This window comes from Pseudomonas canadensis (assembly GCF_030980095.1).
Lineage (GTDB): Bacteria > Pseudomonadota > Gammaproteobacteria > Pseudomonadales > Pseudomonadaceae > Aquipseudomonas > Aquipseudomonas canadensis.
Genome location: NZ_CP133298.1, coordinates 5,488,057 through 5,510,584, shown reverse-complemented (window position 1 = coordinate 5,510,584; position 22,528 = coordinate 5,488,057). Strand labels below are relative to the sequence as shown.

At 62.4% G+C, this 22,528-nt stretch carries 21 protein-coding genes and 1 pseudogene; 11 read left to right on the top strand and 11 right to left on the bottom strand.

The features are described from left to right. The first annotated feature begins 22 nt into the window (after positions 1 to 22). The gene (locus RB216_RS25605; protein WP_122683591.1) at positions 23 to 658 is read left to right on the top strand and encodes a pseudouridine synthase; all 636 of its coding nucleotides are present in this window, start codon (positions 23 to 25) and stop codon (positions 656 to 658) included. On the opposite strand, the gene RB216_RS25600 is transcribed toward RB216_RS25605, so the two are convergent. Together RB216_RS25600 and RB216_RS25595 are read right to left on the bottom strand one after the other, a co-directional pair. Further along, positions 653 to 862, bottom strand: a complete 210-nt coding sequence (locus RB216_RS25600; protein WP_025999909.1) for a DUF2788 domain-containing protein — start codon at positions 860 to 862, stop codon at positions 653 to 655. The two genes, RB216_RS25605 and RB216_RS25600, sit on opposite strands and share 6 nt — an antisense overlap. Before the next feature lie 189 nt (positions 863 to 1,051). Continuing rightward, complete coding sequence (locus tag RB216_RS25595; protein WP_003194418.1) at positions 1,052 to 1,531, bottom strand: Lrp/AsnC family transcriptional regulator; 480 nt, start codon at positions 1,529 to 1,531, stop codon at positions 1,052 to 1,054. A gap of 397 nt (positions 1,532 to 1,928) precedes the next feature. Here RB216_RS25595 and RB216_RS25590 point away from each other — a divergent pair, with 397 nt between their 5' ends. Continuing rightward, a complete protein-coding gene (locus tag RB216_RS25590) occupies positions 1,929 to 2,957 on the top strand; it encodes a DUF6515 family protein (RefSeq protein WP_028618051.1) in 1,029 nt (342 codons plus the stop codon). On the opposite strand, the gene RB216_RS25585 is transcribed toward RB216_RS25590, so the two are convergent. Next, positions 2,954 to 3,847: a cation diffusion facilitator family transporter gene (locus RB216_RS25585; RefSeq protein ID WP_016978609.1), complete on the bottom strand. Its 894-nt coding sequence runs from the start codon at positions 3,845 to 3,847 to the stop codon at positions 2,954 to 2,956. The two genes, RB216_RS25590 and RB216_RS25585, sit on opposite strands and share 4 nt — an antisense overlap. Positions 3,848 to 3,862: 15 nt before the next feature. After that, a complete protein-coding gene (gene pmcY, locus RB216_RS25580) occupies positions 3,863 to 4,282 on the bottom strand; it encodes a periplasmic Zn2+ metallochaperone PmcY (protein ID WP_010206751.1) in 420 nt (139 codons plus the stop codon). A gap of 251 nt (positions 4,283 to 4,533) precedes the next feature. Here pmcY and hrpB point away from each other — a divergent pair, with 251 nt between their 5' ends. Further along, positions 4,534 to 7,041, top strand: coding sequence for an ATP-dependent helicase HrpB (hrpB, locus tag RB216_RS25575; protein WP_308908033.1), 2,508 nt, complete (start codon positions 4,534 to 4,536; stop codon positions 7,039 to 7,041). Here the strand turns inward: hrpB and RB216_RS25570 are convergent, their stop codons facing one another. Then, positions 7,042 to 8,130: an endonuclease/exonuclease/phosphatase family protein gene (locus tag RB216_RS25570; protein ID WP_068932003.1), complete on the bottom strand. Its 1,089-nt coding sequence runs from the start codon at positions 8,128 to 8,130 to the stop codon at positions 7,042 to 7,044. Between the two features lie 40 nt (positions 8,131 to 8,170). Further along, positions 8,171 to 8,830 (bottom strand): YciC family protein, encoded by a 660-nt coding sequence (locus RB216_RS25565; RefSeq protein ID WP_025999910.1) that lies wholly within the window; start codon positions 8,828 to 8,830, stop codon positions 8,171 to 8,173. A 176-nt stretch (positions 8,831 to 9,006) separates the two neighbouring features. On the opposite strand from RB216_RS25565, the gene RB216_RS25560 reads away from it, so the two are divergent. From RB216_RS25560 to RB216_RS25550, 3 genes are all read left to right on the top strand, one after another. Continuing rightward, positions 9,007 to 9,744, top strand: a complete 738-nt coding sequence (locus RB216_RS25560; RefSeq protein ID WP_305382973.1) for a DUF2076 domain-containing protein — start codon at positions 9,007 to 9,009, stop codon at positions 9,742 to 9,744. Positions 9,745 to 9,861: 117 nt separating this feature from the next. Continuing rightward, the gene (locus tag RB216_RS25555) at positions 9,862 to 10,338 is read left to right on the top strand and encodes a LabA-like NYN domain-containing protein (RefSeq protein ID WP_308908032.1); all 477 of its coding nucleotides are present in this window, start codon (positions 9,862 to 9,864) and stop codon (positions 10,336 to 10,338) included. 25 nt (positions 10,339 to 10,363) lie between these two features. Next, positions 10,364 to 10,975, top strand: a complete 612-nt coding sequence (locus RB216_RS25550; protein ID WP_028618047.1) for a 3'-5' exonuclease — start codon at positions 10,364 to 10,366, stop codon at positions 10,973 to 10,975. Positions 10,976 to 11,177: 202 nt separating this feature from the next. Here RB216_RS25550 and RB216_RS25545 read toward each other — a convergent pair. Both RB216_RS25545 and RB216_RS25540 read right to left on the bottom strand, forming a co-directional pair. Further along, a pseudogene (locus RB216_RS25545) lies at positions 11,178 to 11,396 on the bottom strand (DUF6124 family protein); the annotation flags it as partial. Between the two features lie 41 nt (positions 11,397 to 11,437). Then, positions 11,438 to 11,899: an Lrp/AsnC family transcriptional regulator gene (locus tag RB216_RS25540; protein WP_028618046.1), complete on the bottom strand. Its 462-nt coding sequence runs from the start codon at positions 11,897 to 11,899 to the stop codon at positions 11,438 to 11,440. A 160-nt stretch (positions 11,900 to 12,059) separates the two neighbouring features. Between RB216_RS25540 and yedA the strand changes: the two genes are divergently transcribed. Further along, complete coding sequence (yedA, locus tag RB216_RS25535; protein WP_016976726.1) at positions 12,060 to 12,956, top strand: drug/metabolite exporter YedA; 897 nt, start codon at positions 12,060 to 12,062, stop codon at positions 12,954 to 12,956. Positions 12,957 to 13,004: 48 nt separating this feature from the next. Beyond that, positions 13,005 to 14,339 (top strand): RNA helicase RhlE1, encoded by a 1,335-nt coding sequence (rhlE1, locus tag RB216_RS25530; protein ID WP_068931999.1) that lies wholly within the window; start codon positions 13,005 to 13,007, stop codon positions 14,337 to 14,339. Between the two features lie 131 nt (positions 14,340 to 14,470). Here the strand turns inward: rhlE1 and RB216_RS25525 are convergent, their stop codons facing one another. From RB216_RS25525 to RB216_RS25515, 3 genes are all read right to left on the bottom strand, one after another. Beyond that, on the bottom strand, positions 14,471 to 15,697 hold the full coding sequence (locus RB216_RS25525; RefSeq protein WP_028618044.1) for a TIGR03862 family flavoprotein: 1,227 nt from the start codon (positions 15,695 to 15,697) through the stop codon (positions 14,471 to 14,473). Positions 15,698 to 15,915: 218 nt separating this feature from the next. Beyond that, on the bottom strand, positions 15,916 to 19,239 hold the full coding sequence (locus tag RB216_RS25520; RefSeq protein WP_308908031.1) for a type III effector HrpK domain-containing protein: 3,324 nt from the start codon (positions 19,237 to 19,239) through the stop codon (positions 15,916 to 15,918). A gap of 229 nt (positions 19,240 to 19,468) precedes the next feature. Beyond that, positions 19,469 to 20,389: a histone deacetylase family protein gene (locus RB216_RS25515; protein WP_016976732.1), complete on the bottom strand. Its 921-nt coding sequence runs from the start codon at positions 20,387 to 20,389 to the stop codon at positions 19,469 to 19,471. Between the two features lie 75 nt (positions 20,390 to 20,464). Here RB216_RS25515 and RB216_RS25510 point away from each other — a divergent pair, with 75 nt between their 5' ends. Genes RB216_RS25510 through RB216_RS25500 form a run of 3 tightly spaced genes read left to right on the top strand, consistent with a single transcriptional unit; the run spans position 20,465 to position 22,526 of the window. Beyond that, complete coding sequence (locus RB216_RS25510; protein ID WP_068931996.1) at positions 20,465 to 21,034, top strand: GNAT family N-acetyltransferase; 570 nt, start codon at positions 20,465 to 20,467, stop codon at positions 21,032 to 21,034. A 38-nt stretch (positions 21,035 to 21,072) separates the two neighbouring features. Next, positions 21,073 to 21,942, top strand: a complete 870-nt coding sequence (tesB, locus tag RB216_RS25505) for an acyl-CoA thioesterase II (protein WP_025858197.1) — start codon at positions 21,073 to 21,075, stop codon at positions 21,940 to 21,942. Beyond that, a complete protein-coding gene (locus tag RB216_RS25500; RefSeq protein WP_068931995.1) occupies positions 21,939 to 22,526 on the top strand; it encodes an HAD family hydrolase in 588 nt (195 codons plus the stop codon). The genes tesB and RB216_RS25500 overlap by 4 nt, the downstream gene beginning before the upstream one ends. Positions 22,527 to 22,528: the final 2 nt, after the last annotated feature.

The following is a 22,528-nucleotide window of genomic DNA, read 5'->3' as shown; positions in this document are numbered from 1 at the left end:
GACCGTTAGATGTTCCTTTGCCATGTCCCGTCCCACCCGTCCCGATTCGCGCCGCCCTGGCGTGAAACCTCCGTATTCCGCAGCGCGGCGTGTCGCCAAGGCGCCACCGGCCGAGCCGAAACTGATCCTGTTCAATAAACCCTTTGACGTGCTGACCCAATTCAGCGACGAAGGCGGGCGCGCGACGCTCAAAGATTTCATCGACATCCCCGGCATCTACCCGGCGGGCCGCCTGGACCGTGACAGCGAAGGCTTGTTGTTGCTGACCAACGATGGCCAGTTGCAGGCGCGGATTGCCGACCCCAAGCACAAGTTGGCGAAAACCTACTGGGTGCAGGTGGAAGGCGAACCGACCGAAGAGCAACTGCAACGCTTGCGCGACGGTGTCGAACTGAATGACGGCAAGACCTTGCCTGCGCAAGCGCGGCAGTTGGATGAGCCCGAGTTATGGCCGCGTAACCCGCCGGTGCGCTTTCGCAAAAACATACCGACGTACTGGCTTGAATTGGTGATTCGCGAGGGGCGTAACCGCCAGGTGCGGCGCATGACCGCCGCCGTGGGCTTGCCCACCCTGCGTCTGGTGCGCGTGCGCATTGGCGATTGGACGATTGACGGCCTGGATCAAGGCCAGTGGAAGGAAGTGCCGGCGCGCTTATAAGGCGCCGGACTCGATCAGGCCGATCACCACGCTCTTGATGATGAACGCGGCCACGCCCAGGCCCAAGACGAAGAATAGGATGAACGAGCCAAAACGCCCGGCCTTGGACTTCTTCGCCAGGTCCCAGACGATAAAGCCCATGAAAATGATCAGGATCGTGACCAGGCCGGTCATCATCCATTCTTCGAAGAGGGCGGGGTCGATGTTGTTCATGGCGAATTTTCCGACAAAGGCAGGCGGGCAGTATAAGGCCGCGCGATGCGCTCAAGGTTGACCTGCGTCGGTGCGACGCACGCCCCTTGTAGGAGCCGGCTTGCCGGCGATGGCGTCCGAACGATCGGCGCTTGGTTCAAGGGCCTCATCGCCGGCGAGCTGGCTCCTACAGGTTGGGGGTCAGGTTCTCAGGTGCGTCAGCGGCAATTCGGTGCTGTTAAGCACCTGATTCAACACAAAACTGGAGCGCACGCTGGTCACACCTTCAATGCGGGTCAGGTGACCTAGCAGCAGTTTCTGATAGTGATCCATGTCCGGCACCACCACTTTCAACTGATAGTCCGCATCCATCCCGGTGACCAAACTGCATTCCAGCACCTGTGGCAGGGTGCGGATTGCCGCTTCGAAGTTCTCGAAACGTTCGGGCGTGTGGCGGTCCATGCCGATCAGCACATAGGCGGTCAGACTCAGGCCAAGCATCTTGCGGTCGAGCAAGGCGACCTGGCGAGCGATGTAGCCGTCGTCCTCCAACTGCTTGACCCGGCGCGAGCACGGCGACGGCGACAAGCCGATGCGTTCGGCCAACTCCTGGTTGGAGATCCTCGCATCACGTTGCAATTCCGCCAAAATACTCAGGTCGTATCGGTCAAGCTTGCTCATTGGGATGGCCTTTGTCGTAACTATTGCGGTGAATTATCCATGAAGGGTTAAAAATTGCGCAAGCACTGTTTATTGACGCAATCTTCGCAATCATCTGCCGGGCGCTGGCGGGTATCTTTATCAACAGAATCACCGCCTGGACAACAGTCCAAAGCAGCCCGCCCAATCAGGCCCGCTGCGGCCGCCACCCCAGCAGGGTTGAGCCGGCCTCCAGGCTGCACACTGTCCACAAGACGGCGTGAGGTGAGCCAACGTCAAAAGCGTTGAGCCAGGACGAAGTTCTCAAGGGGTGGCCGACGGGTCACCCCTTTTCTTTTGCCTGCTGATAACCTGTCCGAGAACCGGGCCTGGCTTTTCCAGTCTCATGGACAGGCCCTAATCCGCAGTGAGGAATAGCATGAAGCGCATCTGGCGTTTGGCAGGTGTAGGTTTGCTGATGGTCACCGTTGGCGCCCAGGCAGTGGCCGACGAACGTGATACCGGGCCGCGTGGTGAGGGCGGTGGTCAGCATGAAAGAGGGCCGGAGGGCGGACGGCCAGGAGGCGGTAATGAACAGCCGCGTCCGCAGAACAACCCACCACGTCAGCAAAACAACCAGCCGCGCCCGCAGAATCAGCATTTTGATCGCGCAGGCCAGAACGGTGGTGGCCAATGGCAAGGGCGTCCCCAGGGCAATGAGCAGGGGCGGCCCCAGCCACAACCACAGCCGTCGAACAACCTGCCGATCCAGAGTCGCCCCGACACCGTGCGCCAGACCCAGGAACCGCGTCAGGGCTATTACCGTGACATCCCTCGACGCAATGACGGCAACCAACACTGGGAAGCCGGCGGCCCAGGCTCGCGCCCCGGCGACAACCGCTGGCCCGGTCGCCCTGACGGCCATGGCAACGGCTGGGGCCCAGGCCCGCAGCATCGCCCAGGTTATGTGATCGACCGCTTCCCTGATCGCAATTACCGCGTGCCTTACCGTGGCCAGGACTACTTCTACTCCGGCGGCTATTGGTATCGCCCGCAAGGCCCGCGCTATGTGGTGGTGACGCCGCCCTACGGCATCCGTGTGCATTACCTGCCGGACTACGCGCGTGAAGTGTGGATCGGCAGCGCGCTGTTCTTCCTCGCGGCGGGTTCCTACTACACCTACGAAAGCAGCTCCCAGCAATACGTGGTAGTGCAACCGCCAGCCGCAGTACCGGCACCGCAGCCCGCGCCGCAAGGCAATGGTTATGATGTGGTGGCGTATCCGGCCAACGGCCAGTCACCGGCCCAGGTGCAGCAGGACGGTTATGACTGTTATCGCTGGGCCGTGCAGCAAAGTGGCTTCGACCCGCAGCAAGTCACCTACGCCCCCGATCCGGCGGTGGTGCAAACCTACCGCCAGGCCCAGGGCAACTGCCTGAGCAGCCGCGGTTATCAGGTGCAGTACTAGGTTTTATTGCCTGTGACCACTTCCCGCGGGTCGGCGTGCACCAGCACTTCGGCGCGCGGGTAGGCCTTGTGAATAGCATCGGCGGCCTGGTCGCTGATGCCGTGGGCCACTGATAGCGTCAATTCCCCCGGCAATTCCAGGTGCAGTTGCACAAACCAGTGGCTGCCGGAAATCCGCGTGCGCAAATCATGCGCGCCCAATACACCCGGTACGCCACGGGCCAGTTCGAGCATGTGCTGGCTCACGTCCGGCGGCAGTTCTTCATCCATCAACACCGCAAAGCTTTCACGGGCGATCTGGATGGCGCTCCATAAGATGTAAGCGGCAATGCCCAGTCCGAACCAGGCATCGACCTGATGGTAGCCAAACCCTGCCAGCACCAGCGCTACCAAGATGCTGCCGTTGAGCATCAGGTCGGAGCGGTAATGCAATGAGTCCGCGCGCACGGCGTTGGAGCCGGTTTCGCGGATCACCCGGTGTTGCAGCATCAGCAAAGCCACGGTCAGTACCAGGGAAAACACGATCACGCCAATGCTCAACCACGGTGCGCCCACCGGTTCCGGATGTTGCAGACGCTGATAGGCCTGGAACGCGATCAACACCGCACTGCCGCCGATAAACAGCGCCTGCGCCATGCCCGACAGCGACTCCGCCTTGCCGTGCCCATAACGGTGATCGTCATCGGCCGGGCGCAACGCGTAATGCACCGCCACCAGGTTCAGCAGCGAGGTCACGCCATCCAGCAGTGAATCGGTCAACCCGGCAAGCATGCTCACCGAGCCGCTGAGCCACCAGGCGATGGCCTTGGTGATAATCAGCGCACAAGCCACGCCCACCGAGGCGCGGGTGGCCAGGCGCAAGAGCCTGGCGTGTTCGGGACTGCTGGTCATAGGCGGCTCGGATCCTTAAGCGGCGGGTTGCAGGCCCAGGCTGGCGAGCTGTTGCACACTGCCCTTGAACTGGATCATGCGCGGGTCGTCGAGCGGCAGGCTGCGGCCGGTTTCTTTCTGGATGATGCTTTGCAGCTTGGCGTTGTCGACCTTGCCGTCGGCGCCAATGGCTTCGTGGAGTTTCTGCGGATCGACCTGGGCGGTCTTGCCCGGTTCGAAGTAGATAGCGCCGGTGGCGAAGTCCACGCCGAACGCGATCAGGCCGGGGATCACATAGAACAGCAGGCCCACGGCGTCGAGCACGGCAATGGTCGGGTCGATCTTGCCGTCGATCTGGCCACGGCGGTCCGGGTAGAAGATCGAACCGCAGGCCGTCAATTGGCTCAGCAGGGTGACGGCGAGGACACCGCCAATGACACGGGAAGCGATACGCATGGAAACTCTCCTGAACACGATTGATACGGGACTATATGACAATACTGCCGAGCAACACCGCTCTAATGTGGGAGCTGGCTTGCCTGCGATGGCATCACCTCGGTTTATTTGAAAGACCGAGTTGTCAGCATCGCAGGCAAGCCAGCTCCCACCTTTGACCGCGTTGCCAGGCGCAGCCGGTGGTGTTTTTCAGACCAACGTCGGCACTCGGCAGTTCGCCGTTATACTCGCCGCTCTGCTTTGGAGCCAGTATGAATTCGTTGCCGATTGATGAAGTTTTACCTGCACTGCGTGACGCCTTGGCGAATCGCCATGAAGCCGTGCTCGAAGCGCCCCCCGGCGCCGGTAAAACCACCCGCGTGCCCTTGGCGTTATTGAACGAACCCTGGCTGGCCGGACAGACCATCCTGATGCTCGAACCCCGCCGTCTTGCAGCCCGTGCGGCGGCCGAACGCCTGGCCAGTGAACTGGGCGAGAAGGTCGGCGAAACCGTCGGCTATCGCATTCGTCTGGACAGCAAGGTCGGCCCCAATACGCGCATCGAAGTGGTTACCGAAGGCATCCTCACCCGCCGCCTGCAGGATGACCCGGCGCTGGACGGCGTGGGTTTGCTGATCTTCGACGAATTCCACGAACGCAGCCTCGATGCCGACCTGGCACTGGCCCTGAGCCTCAACGGCCGCGAACTGTTTCGCGATGATCAACCGCTGAAAATCCTGCTGATGTCCGCCACCCTAGAAGGCGAACGCCTGGCCAGTCTGCTGGACGACGCGCCGATCCTGCGCAGCGAAGGGCGCATGTTCCCGGTGCAGATGCGCTGGGGCCGACCTTACCAGCCCGGTGAGTTCATCGAGCCGCGCGTGGTGCAGACCATTCTCGAAGCCCTGCATGACGAAACCGGCAGCGTGCTGGTTTTCCTACCGGGGCAGGCCGAGATTCGTCGGGTCAACCAGCAACTGGCCGACGCCCTCGGCGAGCGCACCGATGTGTTGTTGTGCCCACTGCATGGCGAACTGGACCTCAACGCCCAACGCGCCGCTATCGATCCGGCACCCGCCGGTAAACGCAAAGTAGTGCTGGCGACCAACATCGCCGAAACCAGCCTGACCATCAACGGCGTGCGTGTGGTGATTGATGCCGGGCTGGCGCGAGTGCCGCGTTTCGACCCCGGCAGCGGCATGACCCGCCTCGATACCCAACGTATCTCTCGCGCCAGCGCCACCCAGCGCGCCGGCCGGGCAGGGCGCCTGGAGCCGGGCGTGTGTTATCGCTTGTGGTCCGAAGACCAGCATGAAGGTTTGGCCGCTTACGGCAGTGCGGAAATCCTCGCCGCCGACCTGGCCGGACTGGCTTTGCAGCTCGCGCGTTGGGGTGTCACACCCCATCAACTGGTGTGGCTGGATGTGCCGCCGACCGCCGCGTATGCCCAGGCCCAGGATTTGCTGGTGCGCCTCGGTGCTTTGAATGAAGACAAACTCACCGCCCATGGGCAGAAGATGGCCGAGTTGCCGGCCCATCCGCGTATCGCCCATCTGCTGCTGCGCGGGCAGGATTTTGGATTGGCGGCGACGGCCTGCGACGTGGCCGCATTGCTGGGAGAGCGCGACATCCTGCGCGGTGGCGGTGCGGATTTGCACAGTCGATTGGCGCTGTTGTCCGGCGAAGAACGCGCACGCGGCACCCAAGGCGGCGTGCAGCGGGCCAGGCAACTGGCGCGACAATATCGTGGTTACTTAAGAGGCCAGGCCACTCAAGCCGTTGCCGACCCCGACCACCCGCGCTGGCTCGGTGCCTTGCTGGCGCTGGCCTACCCGGACCGCGTCGCCCAGCAACGTCGCCCCGGCGGTGCAGAATATCGCCTGGCCAACGGCCGCGCGGCGCTGTTCGCCGAAGCCGACAGCCTGATGAAACAGGCCTGGCTGGTCATCGCCGACCTGGGCAGTCGCCAGGGCCAGCGCGAAGAGCGTATCTACCTGGCGGCGGATTTTGATCCGGTGCTGTTCGACACGGTGCTGGCCGAGCAAGTGCGCAATGTCGACCAACTCGACTGGGACGAACGCGAAGGTGTCCTGCGCGCCGAACGCCAACGCAAGGTGGGTGAACTGGTGCTCAGCCGCGAACCGCTGACCGGCCTCGACGAATCCGCCCGCAGCCAGGCGCTGGTCAACCTGGTACGCCGCAAAGGCCTGGAACTGCTGCCGTGGACGCCGGAACTGCGCCAATGGCAGGCCAGGGTCATGCTGTTGCGCCAGCTCGACGCCGGTAAAACCAGCGAATGGCCCGACATCAGTGACAAAGCTTTGCTCGACAGCCTCGAACACTGGCTGATGCCTTACCTGGGCAAAGTCTCGCGCCTGAGCCATTTTGCCCACCTGGATATCTCCAGCTTCCTGCACAACCTGCTGCCCTGGCCACTGCCCCAACGTTTGGACGAACTGGCACCGCAGCATGTGAAAGTGCCGTCGGGTTCGTCAGTGCGTTTGGACTACAGCGAACAGCCGCCGATCCTGGCGGTGCGCTTGCAGGAATTGTTCGGGCTGGCCGACACCCCGCGCATTGCTGGAGGGCGCCAAGTGGTGAAGCTGCATTTGCTGTCCCCGGCGCGTCGGCCGGTGCAGGTGACGCAGGACCTGGCGAACTTCTGGCGCAGTACCTATGCCGAAGTTAAGAAGGATTTAAAGGGGCGGTACCCGAAGCACTATTGGCCGGATGACCCGCTGGTGGCGGAGGCGACGGCGCGGATCAAACCGCGCAAGTGACTATTGGGCGGCAGGCAGCAGAAACCGCGCAATCACCGGCAAATGGTTGGAAATACGCAACGTATCCTCCTGCCGCACCTTGGCCTCCACCCGTTTGATCCGCGGGCTGTAGAACAGGTAATCCAGCGTACGATCCGGGCCGTCCACGCTCGGGTCGTTGGGGAAGTTCGTCAGCCATTTCTCACGATCAATCCCGCTGGATTGGCTGTTGCTCGGGATCATTGGGTATTTGTCCCACAGCAAATGCAGCTCGCTGTCCGGCGAATACTGCCCGCGTTTGGTGGCGTCCAGGCGTAGGAATTGCCCCAAGGGCAGCAGATTGAAATCCCCGCCGATCAGCCAGGGCGTGCCACGGCCCTCGAATTTATCCAGCAGTTTGACCGTAGTTTTCACCTGATCCTGCACCGCGCTGCGCCCAGGGGCATCGCCATCCAGGCGGGTGTTGAGCACCGCGAGTTGGCCGCCATCGCTCAAAGGCAGGTAAGTCAGCAGCAAAGCCGGCTTGGGTTGGAACTGGCGGCTGATGATATTGGCCTCGGGTGCCGGTAGTTGCAGGCGTTCGGCGTGTTCGATCTGGTAACGGCTGAGGGTCGCCAGTTTGCGGCCGACGCTGCCGAAGATGTGCAGGTCTGGCACGAAGTCGGCTTTCCAGTCGAAGGCCTGGGCGCTGCAGGGGTAGAGGTCGACTAGGCGCTCTTGCAACAGGGCAAGCTGGTCTTGGTAATGGGAGGGCTTGGCGTTTTCGTCGAGTTCCTGCAACAGCAGGATGTCGGGTTGTTCGTCGCGGATGACCCGTGCCACTTCGTCGAGGCTGGCGGCCATGTCTTCCACGGTGGGGCGGTCGTCCGGGCCGCTGCCGTCGGCGGTGTCGTACCAGAACACGTAGTTCTTGCCGGCCAGGTATTGCACGTTCCAGGTCATGACCTTGAGCGCCTGCCCCGGCAGCAGCGTGGGCGCACGCGGCGCGACACAACTCACCGGCAGGGTTTCCTTCGCCTCGGGGCGCCAGGTCAGGCTGTAGATCAGGGCGGTCAGCAAGCCTGCGATGATCAGCAGGCTCAGCAAGGTGATGCGCAATAAACGGGTCATCGGCTCGGCTTATAGCGTTTCAGAGGTGGCACGGAGCATATCACCGCGCGTCGGCATCGCCACCGATCAGCATGAATAAACGAAACAGCACCACGCTGGTAAACAGTTGGAGGAAGCTGTGGGCACTGTCCAACAGCAAGCCAATCAGCGGCGCAGGCGTTGGATACGCTGCAACGCTGGCGCCCTTGAGCAACCACAGCGGCGTCATCACGCACAGCAGGCATACCAGGATCAGCCAGAAATGCCCACGGCTCAGGCGGAAGCTTTCCTTCATCGCCTCCAACGCCGGCATGCCGCGCAGCACCAGCAGGTACTCGGCAAACGCCAGCACCACCATCAGCCACAGCCCCGGCAGGAAATACAGCGACAGGCCCAGCAGAATCAGCAGGGTGCTCATCGCCGTCAGCAGGGCGAAGCGCGGCCACAGGGTAAGGGCCATGGCCCAGACATCTTTAGTGCGCGGCGACTCGCCACGGGTGCGAGCATCCAGAAACAGGATCAGCGCGCCGGTATACAGCGGGTACACCAGCAACCCCACCACCACGCTGTAGCCGGGAAACGCATCCGGGCCGACGACGTGGTTGAGCACCTGTTGCAGCAGGGCTTCGAAAATCACCAACGGCAGACACAGTTGGACGATGGCGCCCAAGTTGCGTTGGGTGAAACGGAAGGAGTCGCGCAGCACGTCTAACGGATTCATCAAGTTCATCGCAGGCCTGAAAGCAAGGGCAACACTTTAACCGATCATCACCGGAGGTAAGCAAACGTAAACCTTGAGTAAAGACCATTGAAACAACTCGTAACACCCCCATAACTAGGACGGCGCCTGATTAAAGGCGAGACCACGATTTCTACCGGCAATCTAACGAGGTCGCCATGAACAGCGAAGAGCAAACCCTGATCGATGGACTGTTTTCACGGTTGCAACAAGCCGAAACGGACTCAGCCCCCCGCGACGCCCAGGCCGAAGCGCGGATCAAGGAGCACATGACGCGCCAACCGGCGGCCGGGTATTACATGACCCAGTCGATCCTGGTGCAGGAACACGCGCTCAAGAGCCTCGACGCGCAGAACAAGCAGCAGGCGCAGCAGATCCAGCAATTGCAGGATGAACTGCAGCGGGCCAAATCCGCGCAGCCTGCTCCGGCGAGCAGCGGCGGTTTCCTGTCGAGCATCTTTGGCGGCGGTGGTTCCCGTGATCAGCCGCCGGCTCAAAGTGCACCGCCGTCTTCTGGTGGCGGCTGGCGCGAACCGGCGCGGCCTGGGTTCAGCCAACCTGCCCCGCAGCAGAATTATCAACAGCCTGCTCCAGCCGCTCCGGTGGGCAGCGGCTTCCTCGGCGGCGCGATGAAAACCGCAGCCGGCGTGGCCGGTGGTGTATTGCTGGCCGAAGGCATCAGCAGCCTGTTCAACCACAACTCGCAACAGCCGCAAGTCGTGGAAGAAATCATTCGTGAGGAGCCAGCGCCTGCCAGTGACAACGGCAACTGGGGCAATGATGACCAGAAGTACGCCGGCAGCGACAGCTGGGGCAGCAACAATTCGGACAGCTTTGCCGACAGCGATTATTCCGACGATTCTTCCTCCTTCGGCGACGACGATTCCTTCGTCTGACCCACCCAGACCGGGGCGACTCGTTGCCCCGGTCTGATTTTTCCCGGAAACCTTCTCGCGGCTGGCATACTTGCACCCTTTCCGGGCCCTGGCGCCTGGCTGTCATGAGGAAGTGCGGTGAAGAAAATTGCAGTGTTCGCCGATGTGCAAAACCTCTATTACACCGTCCGCCAGGCCTATGGTTGCCACTTCAACTACGCTGCGTTGTGGGCTGACATCAGCTCGCGCGGGCAGATAGTCGAGGCGTATGCGTATGCCATCGACCGTGGCGACAGCAAGCAGCAGCAATTCCAGCAGATCCTGCGCAACCTGGGCTTTACGGTAAAACTCAAGCCCTACATCCAGCGCAGCGACGGCTCGGCCAAGGGCGACTGGGACGTGGGCATCACCCTCGACATCATGGGCGCTGCCGACCACGTCGACGAAATCGTGCTGGCCTCCGGCGACGGTGATTTCGATATGCTTCTCGACCGGGTTATCCACAAGCATGGCGTCGAGGCCGTGGCCTACGGTGTACCGGGGCTGACGGCCAATTCATTGATACGCGCCGCCAGCCGGTATGTGCCGATCGAAGGCGCGTTGTTGCTCAAATAAATGCTAAGACGGAGTTGGAACAGGTTTGGAACGTATAGCGGTCATCGACTTTGAAACCACCGGCATCACCCCGAGCAGCCGTTGCCGGGCCACGGAAATCGCGGTGGTCATCCTTGAGCGTGGCCAGATCGTGGACCGCTACCAGAGCCTGATGAAAACCGGTGTGCACGTGCCCGCGTTCATCGAACAACTCACCGGCATCAGCAACGCCATGCTGCGCAGCGCGCCGCCGGCGGAGCGGGTGATGAATGAGGTCAATGAATTCGTCGGCGTCACGCCGTTGCTGGCGCACAACGCCGCGTTCGACCAAAAGTTCTGGGACTTTGAGCTGGGTCTGATCCGCCGTACCCGTTTGCAGAAGTTCGCCTGTTCGCTGCTGCTGGCCCGCCGCCTCATGCCATCGGCGCCCAACCACAAGCTCGGCACGCTGAACGCCTACGCCCAACTGCCCCACACCGGCAAGGCTCACCGGGCGATGGCGGATGCGGAGATGGCCGCCAACCTCACGGCCCACCTGGCCCAGGAACTGCGCGGGACCCATGGCTTGCGTGAACTGTCCCATGATCTGCTGTGCACCTTGCAGAAAGTGCCGGCGGCGAAGATCAATGAGCACCTGAAGAAGCATCGCGGGTTCTGACTTCGCCACAAATCCGTGTGGGAGGGTGCTTTTGTGGTGAGCGGGCTTTTTGTGGTGAGCGGGCTTGCCCCGCGCTGGGCTGCGTAGCAGCCCCAAAACCTGACACTCCGTTCTAACTGAAAGAACGCGGCGCCCTTAATTGGGGCTGCTCCGCAGCCCAGCGCGGGACAAGCCCGCTCACCACAACGTATCGGTTGTCAGGCTATTGTGGCTGCACACACTCCAACGCCCGATCCACCACCCCCTTCGCCATCCCCACCAAATGCATCACCGCCCGCTGCTGCGCGCTCAGCAACTCAGCCGAATCCTGCACCGTCTCCACCGCGCAATGCAGCAAATCCGCCGCATGGGCGAGGGCGTCTTCGAAGCTCAGGTTGTCATTCAGAATGAAATGGGGCGCATCCGGGGCGCAGGCTTTGATGCAACTGACGCCATCGCCGGCAAGCCAGCGATGGCGGCGGTTCAGCCACCATTTTTCCCATTGCCCTCCAACTGCCCCAACGGCACCCGCCGCTCTATCGCGCTCGACAAAATAATCGAGGTCTTGCTGAACCCGAACTTCGCCACGCGGTTGATCAAGCTCTCCAGCTCCGGCATCGACCCCACCGCTGCCTGCATGATCACGCACGGATCGCCGGTCACCCGATGGCACTCCGTCAATTCAGGGATTTCCGCCAGCGCGTCATACACCTTCTGGCTGCCGTGATTGGTCAACCGCAGCTCAATCACGCACTGAATCGGCAAGCCCACTTTGGACAAGTCCACCTTGGCCTGATACCCGGTGATCACGCCACTGGTCTCCAGCTTGGCCACGCGCTCGGCCACGGCGGGGGCGGAGAGGTTTACCGTGCGGGCCAGTTGCGCGTAGGACGCGCGGCCGTCTTCGAGCAGAGCGCTGAGGAGCATGCGGTCGTATTTGTCCATGATAAGGCTCCGGTTGCGCGTGACTTTCGAAAGCACGGTTTATAGCCTTCACAACCATGCTTTGAAAAGTGTATTGGCGTTTTAAACAGGTTTTGTAACTTATGTTTAACGACCTGTCTTTTTAGAATAAGCCTCCCATCTCCTGCCATAGAGCCGCCCAATGCCTGGCCCACGTCGCTTTCCCTTACCGTTGATCGCCGCCTTTTTTGCGCTGTATGTGATCTGGGGTTCCACCTATCTGGTGATTCGCATCGGCGTGGAGTACTGGCCGCCGTTGTTGCTGGCGGGGATTCGGTTTTGCACGGCCGGGGCGTTGATGTATGGCTTCCTGCGCTGGCGTGGCGTGCCGGCACCGACGTGGCCGCAGTGGAAAGCAGCCGGGATGATTGGTCTTTTGCTGCTCACCGTGGGCAATGGCGGTGTCAGCGTGGCGGAACACATGGGCGTGTCGTCCGGCGTGGCGGCGCTGGCCGTGGCGACGGTGCCGTTGTTCACCTTGCTGTGTGGGTATTTCTGGGGCGCGCGCAACACTCGCTTGGAGTGGGCGGGGGTGATTCTGGGGATCATCGGCATCGCCATGCTCAATATGGGCAGCACGTTGCAATCGAGCCCGATGGGTGCCGTGTTGCTGTTGGTGGCGGCGGCTTCCTGGGCGTTTGGTTCGGTGTGGAGCCGGCAATTGCCGTTGCCCCAGGGCGCCATGGCCAGTGCTGCGGAGATGCTGGTCGCCGGTGTGGCGCTGTTGTTCGTCAGCGCGCTATCCGGTGAACGCCTGCAGGCCGCGCCGCCGCTGGAAGGCTGGCTGGCCCTGGCCTATCTGACGGTGTTCGGCTCGATCATCGCCTTCAACGCCTATATGTACCTGCTCAAGCATGTGCGCCCGGCGGCGGCCACCAGTTATGCCTATGTGAACCCGGCGGTGGCGGTGTTACTGGGGATTGTGTTCGTTGGCGAGACCATCGGTTTGGAAGAAGCCTTGGCCATGCTGGTGATTATCAGCGCCGTCCTGCTGATCAGCCTGCCCCAGTGGCGCAAGCCGAAGGCGGAAATAAGGTAAACTGCGGCGCATTGCGACCTTGCGCTGAATTTTTCCTACGGTAAACACATGACTTTCGCCACCCTTGGCCTGATCGAACCCTTGCTGCGCGCCCTTGAGACGCTTGGCTACCAGACCCCGACGCCGGTGCAGGCGCAAGCCATTCCGGCGGTGCTGGCCGGTCGCGACCTGATGGCCGCGGCCCAGACCGGCACCGGCAAAACCGCCGGTTTCGCCGTGCCGTTGTTGCAACTGTTGATGATGGAAGGGCCGAAAGTCGCCGCCAACTCGGCACGCGCGCTGATCCTGTGCCCGACCCGCGAGTTGGCCGAGCAGGTGCACGCCAGCGTCGCCGAGTACGCACAAAACCTGCCGCTGACCACTTACGCGGTGTACGGCGGCGTGAGCATCAACCCGCAGATGATGAAGCTGCGCAAGGGCGTCGACATCCTGGTCGCCACCCCTGGCCGCCTGATCGACCTGTTCCGCCAGAACGCGCTGAAACTCAACCAGCTGCAAACCCTGGTGCTGGACGAAGCCGACCGCATGCTCGACCTGGGCTTCTCCGAAGAGCTGGCGAACATCTACCGCATGCTGCCGAAGAAGCGCCAGACCCTGTTGTTCTCCGCGACCTTCTCCGATGAGATCCGCACGCTGGCCGGGCAGATGCTCAACGACCCGCTGAGCATCGAAGTCAGCCCGCGCAACGTCGCCGCCAACACCGTGAAGCAGTGGGTGGTGCCGGTGGACAAGAAGCGCAAGCCGGAGCTGTTTGTGCACCTGATGCGCAAAGGCCGCTGGAAGCAAGTGCTGGTGTTCGCCAAGACCCGTAACGGCGTGGATGCGCTGGTGGATAAGTTGCAGGGCCTGGGCATCAATGCCGACGGCATCCATGGCGACAAGCCGCAAGCCACGCGCCAGCGTGCGCTGGACCGCTTCAAATCCAGCGAAGTGCAGATCCTGGTGGCCACCGACGTGGCGGCCCGTGGCCTGGATATCGAAGACCTGCCGCTGGTGGTCAACTTCGACTTGCCGATCGTGGCCGAAGACTACATCCACCGCATCGGCCGTACCGGGCGTGCGGGTAACACCGGGGAAGCGATTTCCCTGGTGTGTGCCGATGAAGTGAACATGCTGTCGGCCATCGAAATGCTGACGCGTCAGACTTTGACCCGCAAGATGGAGCCGGACTTCGAGCCGGAGCATCGTGTGCCGGACACCGATGCCAGCGGGCAGGTGGTGAAGAAACCGAAAAAACCGAAGAAACCTAAAGCGTCGGGTGGGGGCGGTAAGCGTAACCTGGGCAAGTGGGTGGACAGCGGCGACGTCGCGCCGGCTGAGCCATCGATCAAGCCGGTGCGCAAGGTGCCGGTGTTCAATACCGGGCCGCGTAAGAAGAAGTAAGTTTTTCAGCGCTGCTGATGGCCTCTTCGCAGGCAAGCCAGCTCCCACATTGACTGCATTCCAACGTTGGAACTCGGTTAAATGTGGGAGCGGGCTTGCCCGCGAAGGCGGCTCGGAATTCACCGCAAATCTCAGCGGTGAAGCCACTCCAACATCCCCCGCCCAGCCGCTCTGCCACTGGCAAAACACCCCGTCAACAGATACCCGCCCGTTGGCGCTTCCCAGTCCAGCATCTCCCCCGCACAGAACACCCCCGGCAATGGCTTGAGCATCAATCGCTCATCCAGCGCCTCGAACGGCACGCCGCCCGCGGTGCTGATCGCTTCATCCATCGGCCGGGTCTTCACCAGGGTCAAGGGCAGCGCCTTGATATCCACCGCCAACTGCGCCGGATCATTGAAGTGGTCAGCCGGCGCCAACTCGCGCAGCAGTGCGGCTTTCACCCCATCCAACCCCAATTGACTGTGCAGATGCTTGCTCATCGAGCGTGAGCCACGCGGTTTCGCCAACGCGGCCTGAACCTTGTCCAGCGGCTTGCTCGGCAGCAGGTCGATATGCACGGTGGCCGAGCCGTCCCTGTTGATCGCTTCGCGAATCGGCGCCGACAGCGCGTAGATCAAGCTGCCTTCGATCCCGCTGGCGGTGATGACGCATTCACCCAGACGAGGCTTGTCTTCCCCTAAACCAATGGCGACGTTTTTCAACGGCGCGCCAGCGAATTTGCTGACCATCAACTCGCTCCAGGCCGACACCTCGAAACCGCAGTTGCTCGGTTGCAGCGGGGCGTAAGGCACGCCTTTGTCTTCCAGCAACCTGAGCCAGGCGCCGTCAGATCCCAACCGTGACCAACTGCCGCCGCCAAGGGCCAGCAGCACGGCGTCGCTGTGGACAGTTTTTTCGCCTTCGGGGCTGTGGATAAGTAAGTCGCCCTCGGCATTCCAGCCCAGCCAACGATGACGGGTGTGGATAACCACGCCTTGGTCGCGCAGGCGCTTGAGCCAGGCGCGCAACAGGGGTGCGGCTTTCATGTCGGTGGGAAACACACGACCGGAGGTGCCGACAAACGTTTCGATGCCCAAGCCATGAATCCATTCACACAACGCCTCAGCCCCGAAACTACGCAGCAACGGCGCCATGTGCGGCGCACGTTCGGCGTAGCGTGACAGGAATGCCGGGTACGCTTCGGAGTGGGTGATATTCATGCCGCCCACGCCGGCCAGCAGAAACTTGCGCCCCACCGAGGGCATGCCGTCGTACAGGTCCACCCGCACGCCCGCCTGGCTCAGGACTTCGGCGGCCATCAGCCCGGCAGGGCCGCCGCCGATAATGGCAACGTGGGAAGGAGCAGTAGCGGACATCGGCAGGCCTGGTCAAAAACAAAGGGCGCCCATTGTAAGCAATACCGTGCAATTGTGGTGTTGTAGTGAGCGGGCTTGCCCCGCGCTGGGCTGCGCAGCAGCCCCCAAAAAGCCGCCGCGTCTTCTCAGAAAGAACGCAGTAGCAGGTTTTGGGGCCGCTGCGCAGCCCAGCGCGGGACAAGCCCGCTCACCACAGGGAGAGGTGTTGCCAGGCTTGGTCAGGCAAAACCGGTGTTGGCGTACGGTGGGTATTCATCCTTGCGGTCGGCGTCGGTGATCGGGCCGCCGGTGAGGCCATATTTATCCAGGGTCGGTACCAGGTTGCCAAAGAACGCGTCCTGTTGTTTTTCCCGCTTCACCACCTCGATGATCGGAAACACAAAGCTGGTCACGATGCCCAGACCGGCGGTGGCCCAACCCAGTACGCCGGCGAAGGTCCCCGCGATGGCCGCCGCATCGGCAATGCCGAACAGACCCGCGCCGCCTTCGATGATCGAGGCGACTGCCGCGCCGGTGCCCAGGGCGCCGCTGGTGAGGGAGAAACCGGCGTTGAGTTTATCCCCGGCAAACGCGCTGTTGACCCCGCTGATCAGGCCGAACACCCCGCCGATAAAGCTGCCGGTCCCGCCGACGATCTTGCCCAGGTTGCCCAGGCGGTTGAGGCCGTCGGTGTTCTGCACCATTTTGCCGGTGGGGAAGTCGCCGATCCCTTGGGGTTTGTTCGGGTCGATCGGGGTGGGTTTCCAGGTCATGCCGTAGCCGGCTTCCTTGGCGTACTTGGTGCCGCCCTCGGTAATCAGGCCGGCAAACTGCATGCCCGCCGCCACGCGCCCGGCGTTATCCGCCGGGCTGTTGCCGCCCGTGGCCGAGCGCGCCGCCAGTACGCCGCCGGCCAGCAAGGCGCTGCCGATGTGCAGCAGGCCTTGTTTGTACGAATCGCTGGCGTTGAGCTTCAGCCCGTCCACGGCCTTGGGCAGTACGTCGCTGATCTTCTGGCCTTGACGGTTCACGTCCCACATCGAGCGGATCAACGAGATCACGTCCTGTGGCTTGATCTGCGCGCCCGTGGCGTCTTTGAACATCTCCGGGTCGTCGGCCATGGCTTTCTCGATGATGGCCGTGGTCTTGGCTTCGTCGAAGTTGCCATTGGCATCGCCGAACGCCCCCTTGAGCACGTCGTCGTTGGCGCCGTTGACCAGGGAGTCGGACACCGCCTGGTTGACGTACTGCTGCACCGTCGATGAGTCCTGGGCCGAGACCTTGTCACCGAGGAATTCCTTGAGCAGCTCGGCGTGGGCGGCGTACTGGCCAATGGCGGTCATCGGGTCGGCATTCGGCTGGGCGAGGGCGTCTTCCAGGTCCTTGCCGTTGAGGATGTGGTCCTTGAAGAACTGCTCGATGTCCCCGGACTTGCCGGACTTTTGCGCGATGACACTGAGGTCCACATGCCCATCGCCGCCCAATGCCAGGTCGGTGAGGGTGGCGTCGGTGCCGGCCAGGCTCAGGGCGTCCATGAGCGACAACGGTTTGCCATCAGCCCCTTTGGTGTTCAGGGCGGTGTTGAGCACATTGCCGCTGTTGATCTGGCCGTCCTGGTAGGCCTGCAGTTCATGCTTGATCGCCGGGTCGCTGTTGACGATATCGCGCATGCCGGACGCTTGGTTTTGCGAGAGGAAGGTCTTCACATCCGGGTCACTGGACAACTTGCCGATGGCGGCATCGAGCTGGTCGGTGACCTTGGATTTGGTCGGGTTGAGGTGGTATTCGGTGTCCGCCGTAATCCCCGCATACAGGTCGCCGTCGCCCACCTTGTCGCTGGCGGCCATGCGCGCGCGGGCGTCGCTGATTTCCATCATCACGGCGGCTTTGGTCTTGCCGTCGTAGTTCTCCGGGTGTTCGAGCACGTCCTTGGTCAGTTTGGAGGTGTCGACGTCGGCCACCGAGCTGCGTACCGCGGCGTTGCTGAGCATCATCAACACGCCGTGGTCGTCCTTGGGCGCCTGGTTTTCCAGCCACGCGCCGATGTTTTTCTGTTGGGTGATGCCGTCGGCCTTGGCGGTGGCGGGCAGGTCGCCGGCCATGTCGAGGGTGCGCAGCATGCCGGGGGTGGACCAATAGCCTGCGGCGCCGGTCAGCTCGGGGCTCAGGCCCGAGTCATCCTTGATCGCCTTGAGGTTGGCGGTGTTCAGGCTGCCGTTGTTGGCGCGCTGGTTGGGGCCCTGCATTTCCGGGCCGGCGCTGCTCACCAGGGAAATATTGGCCATGACGATGGCGGCGGACTTGGCGTTTTCCTTGGCCAGACCGGTGGCGTCTGGGTTCTTGCTGAGGAAGGTGCTGTAGGACTTCGAGGCGGCTGACAGATCCTTGTTCGATTGGCTGATGAACTTATCCACATCCGCGTGGGTAATCACCCCATCGCTTTTGCCCAGGCCGCCGCTGTCGAGGGCGTTCATCAGGCTCGGGCTGCCGGCCAGGTACTTGAGGCAGGCCTGGGCTTCGGGCGGCAGGTCGGCGGGCGGGTTGGAGAAGTCGATGGGGCGGTCGTGCAGGCCCCATTTGTCCCAGTTGTCGCTGAGCATTTTCGAGGCGGCGCGCGGACGGTCGAGATCACGCTCTTCCTGGGTTGGCGTGCCGCTGGTGTTGCCGACGATCTTGTCCCAGTCCTTGGCGCTGGCGTACTTGGAGTTGTCGATCCAGTTGGTGTCCACGGCGCCGTCGACGCCAAAGATACCGTTGGATTCTTTCACCACCGAGGCGTACAGGTCGGGGCTGACGGCCTGGGACACGATGACCTTGTCGCCGGAAGCTGTTTCGTAGCGGATCAACCCGTGGCCGAGTTCTTCCGGTGTACCCACCAGGCTCACGCTGCCGGCTTCATCGGCGCCGGCCAGGCGATAGCCTTCATTCTTGCTGTCGTTGATCAGGCCCCAGGTTTCGCCGTCGGACTTAACCTTTTCGTACAGGTCGCTGTTGGTTTCCTTACTAACGACGACCTTGTCGCCTGACAGAGTTTCGTAACGAATCATCCCTGGCCCCACTTCGTCCGCCGGGCCGATGCTTTTGTAGGTGTCCAGGCCCGGCGCGGTGTCGCCGGCCTGGGCGATGCGGTAGCCGTCGGCCTTGCTCTTGTTCAGCGCGTCCACGGCGTCGACTTTGCCGGCCATGCCGTCGAACAGGTAAGGGGTCATCTGCTTGATAATGATGATGTCCTTGCCGTCGCGGGTTTTCAGCTCCAGGACGTTGTCGGAAATCTTGGTGATGCTGGCGATGTTGGCCAGCGGCACGCCGGTGTTGCTGATGTCGGCCAGGTTCGGGTCGTCGAGGCGCTTAATCGCCTCTTGGTCGCCGGTGGCTTTGACGTCAGCGATTTTCTTGTCCTTGGTGTTGTCGGTCACCGCCAGGACTTTGAAATTACCGGGGTGGGCGGCTTCCTTGAAACCGGACACGGCGCGGGACATTGCTGCGTCAAAGGTGGCGGCGACTTTCTTCAGGGCGTCGTCATTACTGGGCGTCGTGCTACTGCCGATCTTGTAAGTTGCCATCGCGGGGTACTCTGAAAGCGAGAGAGGCCTTCAGGTTGACGACGGCGTGCGGCAGTTTTGTTGCAAAACGGCCGCCGGCGCTAAGTTCCACAACGTTTCACGGCTGTGGAAAAGTATCTGGTCAAAAAACGTACAGTTTCTTACAGGCCATACGGCTAATGGCTTTCAGGCCCTTACGCTCAAGTTATCCACAGGTGGTTCCACAGGGATTGTGGGTAACGCCCACAGTTCAATGACAACCTGATGACGTCCACACCCGTTGCGCACTGTGGTGCAGGATGCCATGGCGGCGGGCGAGGGCGGGGCGGTCCTTGCTGTAGCCGCCGCCGATCACGCCCATCACCGGGATGTCGCGGCCCAGGCAGTGGCGCATCACGCTTTCATCGCGGGCGGCGACGCCTTGGTCTGTCAGCTTGAGGTAGCCGAGGGCGTCGTCCTTGTGCACATCGACGCCGGCGTCGTACAGCACCAGGTCGGGTTGGTACAGCGGCAGCAGGTAGTTGAGGGCGTCGTCCACCACCTTGAGGTAGTCGGCATCGCCCATGCCCATGGGTAGCGGAATGTCCCAGTCGCTCTGGGCCTTGCGCGCGGGGAAGTTCTTTTCGCAGTGCAGCGACACGGTGATAGCGTCTGGCGTGTCGTGGAGGATGCGCGCGGTGCCATCGCCCTGGTGCACATCGCAATCGAAGATCAGCACGCGATTGACCCGGCCGCTGGCCAGCAGGTAATGGCTGATCACCGCTAGGTCATTGAAGATGCAGAAACCCGCCGGGTAATCGTAGTGGGCGTGGTGCGTGCCGCCGGCCAGGTGGCAGGCCAGGCCGTGCTCCAGCGCCTGCTCCGCCGCGAGTATCGAACCACCCACCGCCCGCACGGTGCGCCGGGCCAGGGCTTCGTTCCAGGGCAGGCCGAGGCGGCGCTGGTCTTCGCGGGACAATTCGCCGCCCATGTAGCGCTCGATATACCCAGCGTCATGGGCCAGGGCCAGAATCTCGGGTGGGCAGAGTTGTGGGCGCAGCAACTGGCTGTCCTCGGTCAGGCCACTGTCCACCAGGTGGTCGCGCAACAGGCGGAATTTGTCCATGGGGAAGCGGTGGTCCGCCGGGAACTCGGGGCTGTAGTCATCGTGGTAGATCAATGGCAAAGGCATAGGATTTTCTGACGGGAACCTGCGACGGATCTTAACAGCGCTGTACACTCACGCACATGGCAAGGGAGGGGACCCATGGAGCCGATACTGGAATTGGAAAGCGCACGCCTGGTGCTGCGCCAATGGCGCGACAGCGACCTGGTGGAGTTTGCGCGCATGTGCGCCGACCCGCAGGTGATGCGTTATTTCCCGGCCAAGCTGAGTCACCTGGAAAGCGCCGCGTTGATTGGCCGCATTCGCGGGCACTTCGCCGAATATGGCTTTGGCCTGTGGGCGTTGCAGCGCAAGGACACCGGGGAATTCATCGGCCTCACCGGATTGCTGAATGTCAGCTTCGAGGCCGACTTTACCCCGGCGGTTGAAATTGGCTGGCGCCTGGCCCGCGAGCACTGGGGCCTGGGCTATGCCAGCGAGGCCGCGTGGACCGCGTTGCGCTGTGGGTTTGATCGTTTGAATTTGGACGAAATCGTCGCCTTCACCACGGAAGCCAATCTGCCATCACAAAAAGTCATGCAAGCCATCGGTATGCATTACGATCCGCTGGCAGATTTTGAACACCCCAAGGTCGCAGCCGATGACCCGCTGCGCCATCATGTTTTGTACCGCATCACCCGCGCCCAATGGTTGGACACGCTGCACGGATAGGCAGCCCGGAATGCCCCGTAGATTTTAGGAGTTGCTCTATGAGCCAAGTATTGGAAGATCTGGTGGACTTGCTGACCCTGGAGCCGATCGAGGAAAACCTCTTTCGCGGCCGCAGCCAGGACCTGGGTTTTCGCCAACTGTTCGGCGGCCAAGTGCTCGGCCAGTCGTTGTCGGCTGCCAGCCAGACCGTAGAAGAAGCGCGGCACGTGCATTCCTTGCACGGTTACTTCCTGCGCCCCGGCGATGCGAAGTTGCCGGTGGTGTATTCGGTGGACCGTGTGCGTGATGGCGGCAGTTTCAGCACGCGCCGCGTGACCGCGATCCAGAAGGGCCACCCGATCTTCACGTGCACCACCTCGTTCCAGTACGACGAACAAGGCTTCGACCACCAGACCACCATGCCCGTGGTAGTGGGCCCGGAAAACCTGCCGTCGGAGCTGGAGCTGACCCAGCAACGCGCACACCTGATCCCCGAGCACATGCGCGACAAGCTGCTGTGCCCCAAGCCGATCGAAGTGCGCCCGGTCACCGAAAAAGACCCGTTCAACCCGCAGCCGTCCGACCCGGTCAAGTACGTGTGGTTTCGCGCCGACGGCGCACTGGCTGATGCGCCGGCGCTGCATAAATACCTGCTGGCCTACGCCTCGGACTTCGGCCTGCTGACCACCTCCTTGCTGCCCCATGGCAAGACCGTGTGGCAGAAAGACATGCAGGTCGCCAGCCTCGACCACGCGCTGTGGTTCCACGCCGACCTGCGTGCCGACGACTGGTTGCTGTACGCCATGGACAGCCCATGGGCCGGCAATTCCCGTGGTTTCTCCCGTGGCAGCGTGTACAACCGTGCCGGGCAACTGGTGGCGTCGGTGACCCAGGAAGGCCTGATTCGCCATCGCAAGGATTGGGCATGAGTCTGTCGGACATCAAACACTGGGTGTTCGACATGGACGGCACCCTCACGGTCGCCGTGCATGACTTCGCGGCCATTCGCGTGGCCCTGGAGATTCCGCCCGAGGACGACATCCTCACTCACTTGGCGGCGTTGCCTGCCGATGTCGCGGCGGCCAAGCATGCCTGGTTGCTGGAGCATGAGCGCGAGTTGGCGCTGGGTTCAGTTGCGGCGCAAGGCGCAGTCGATCTGGTGCGCGAGTTGGCCGGGCGTGGTTACCGCCTGGGCATCCTGACCCGCAATGCACGCGAGCTGGCGCACGTCACTCTGGACGCGATCGGCCTGGCGGACTGCTTTGCCATCAAGGACGTGTTGGGGCGTGATGATGCGCAACCCAAGCCCGACCCGGATGGCTTGCTGAAGCTGGCGGCCGCTTGGGACGTGGCGCCGAGTGAGATGGTGATGGTCGGCGATTACCGCTTCGACTTGGACTGTGGCCGAGCGGCGGGGGCGCGCACGGTGTTGGTGAATTTGCCGGAGAATCCTTGGCCGGAGTTGGCCGATTGGCATGCTGAGGATTGCTCGGTGTTGCGCCGGATGATTTAGAT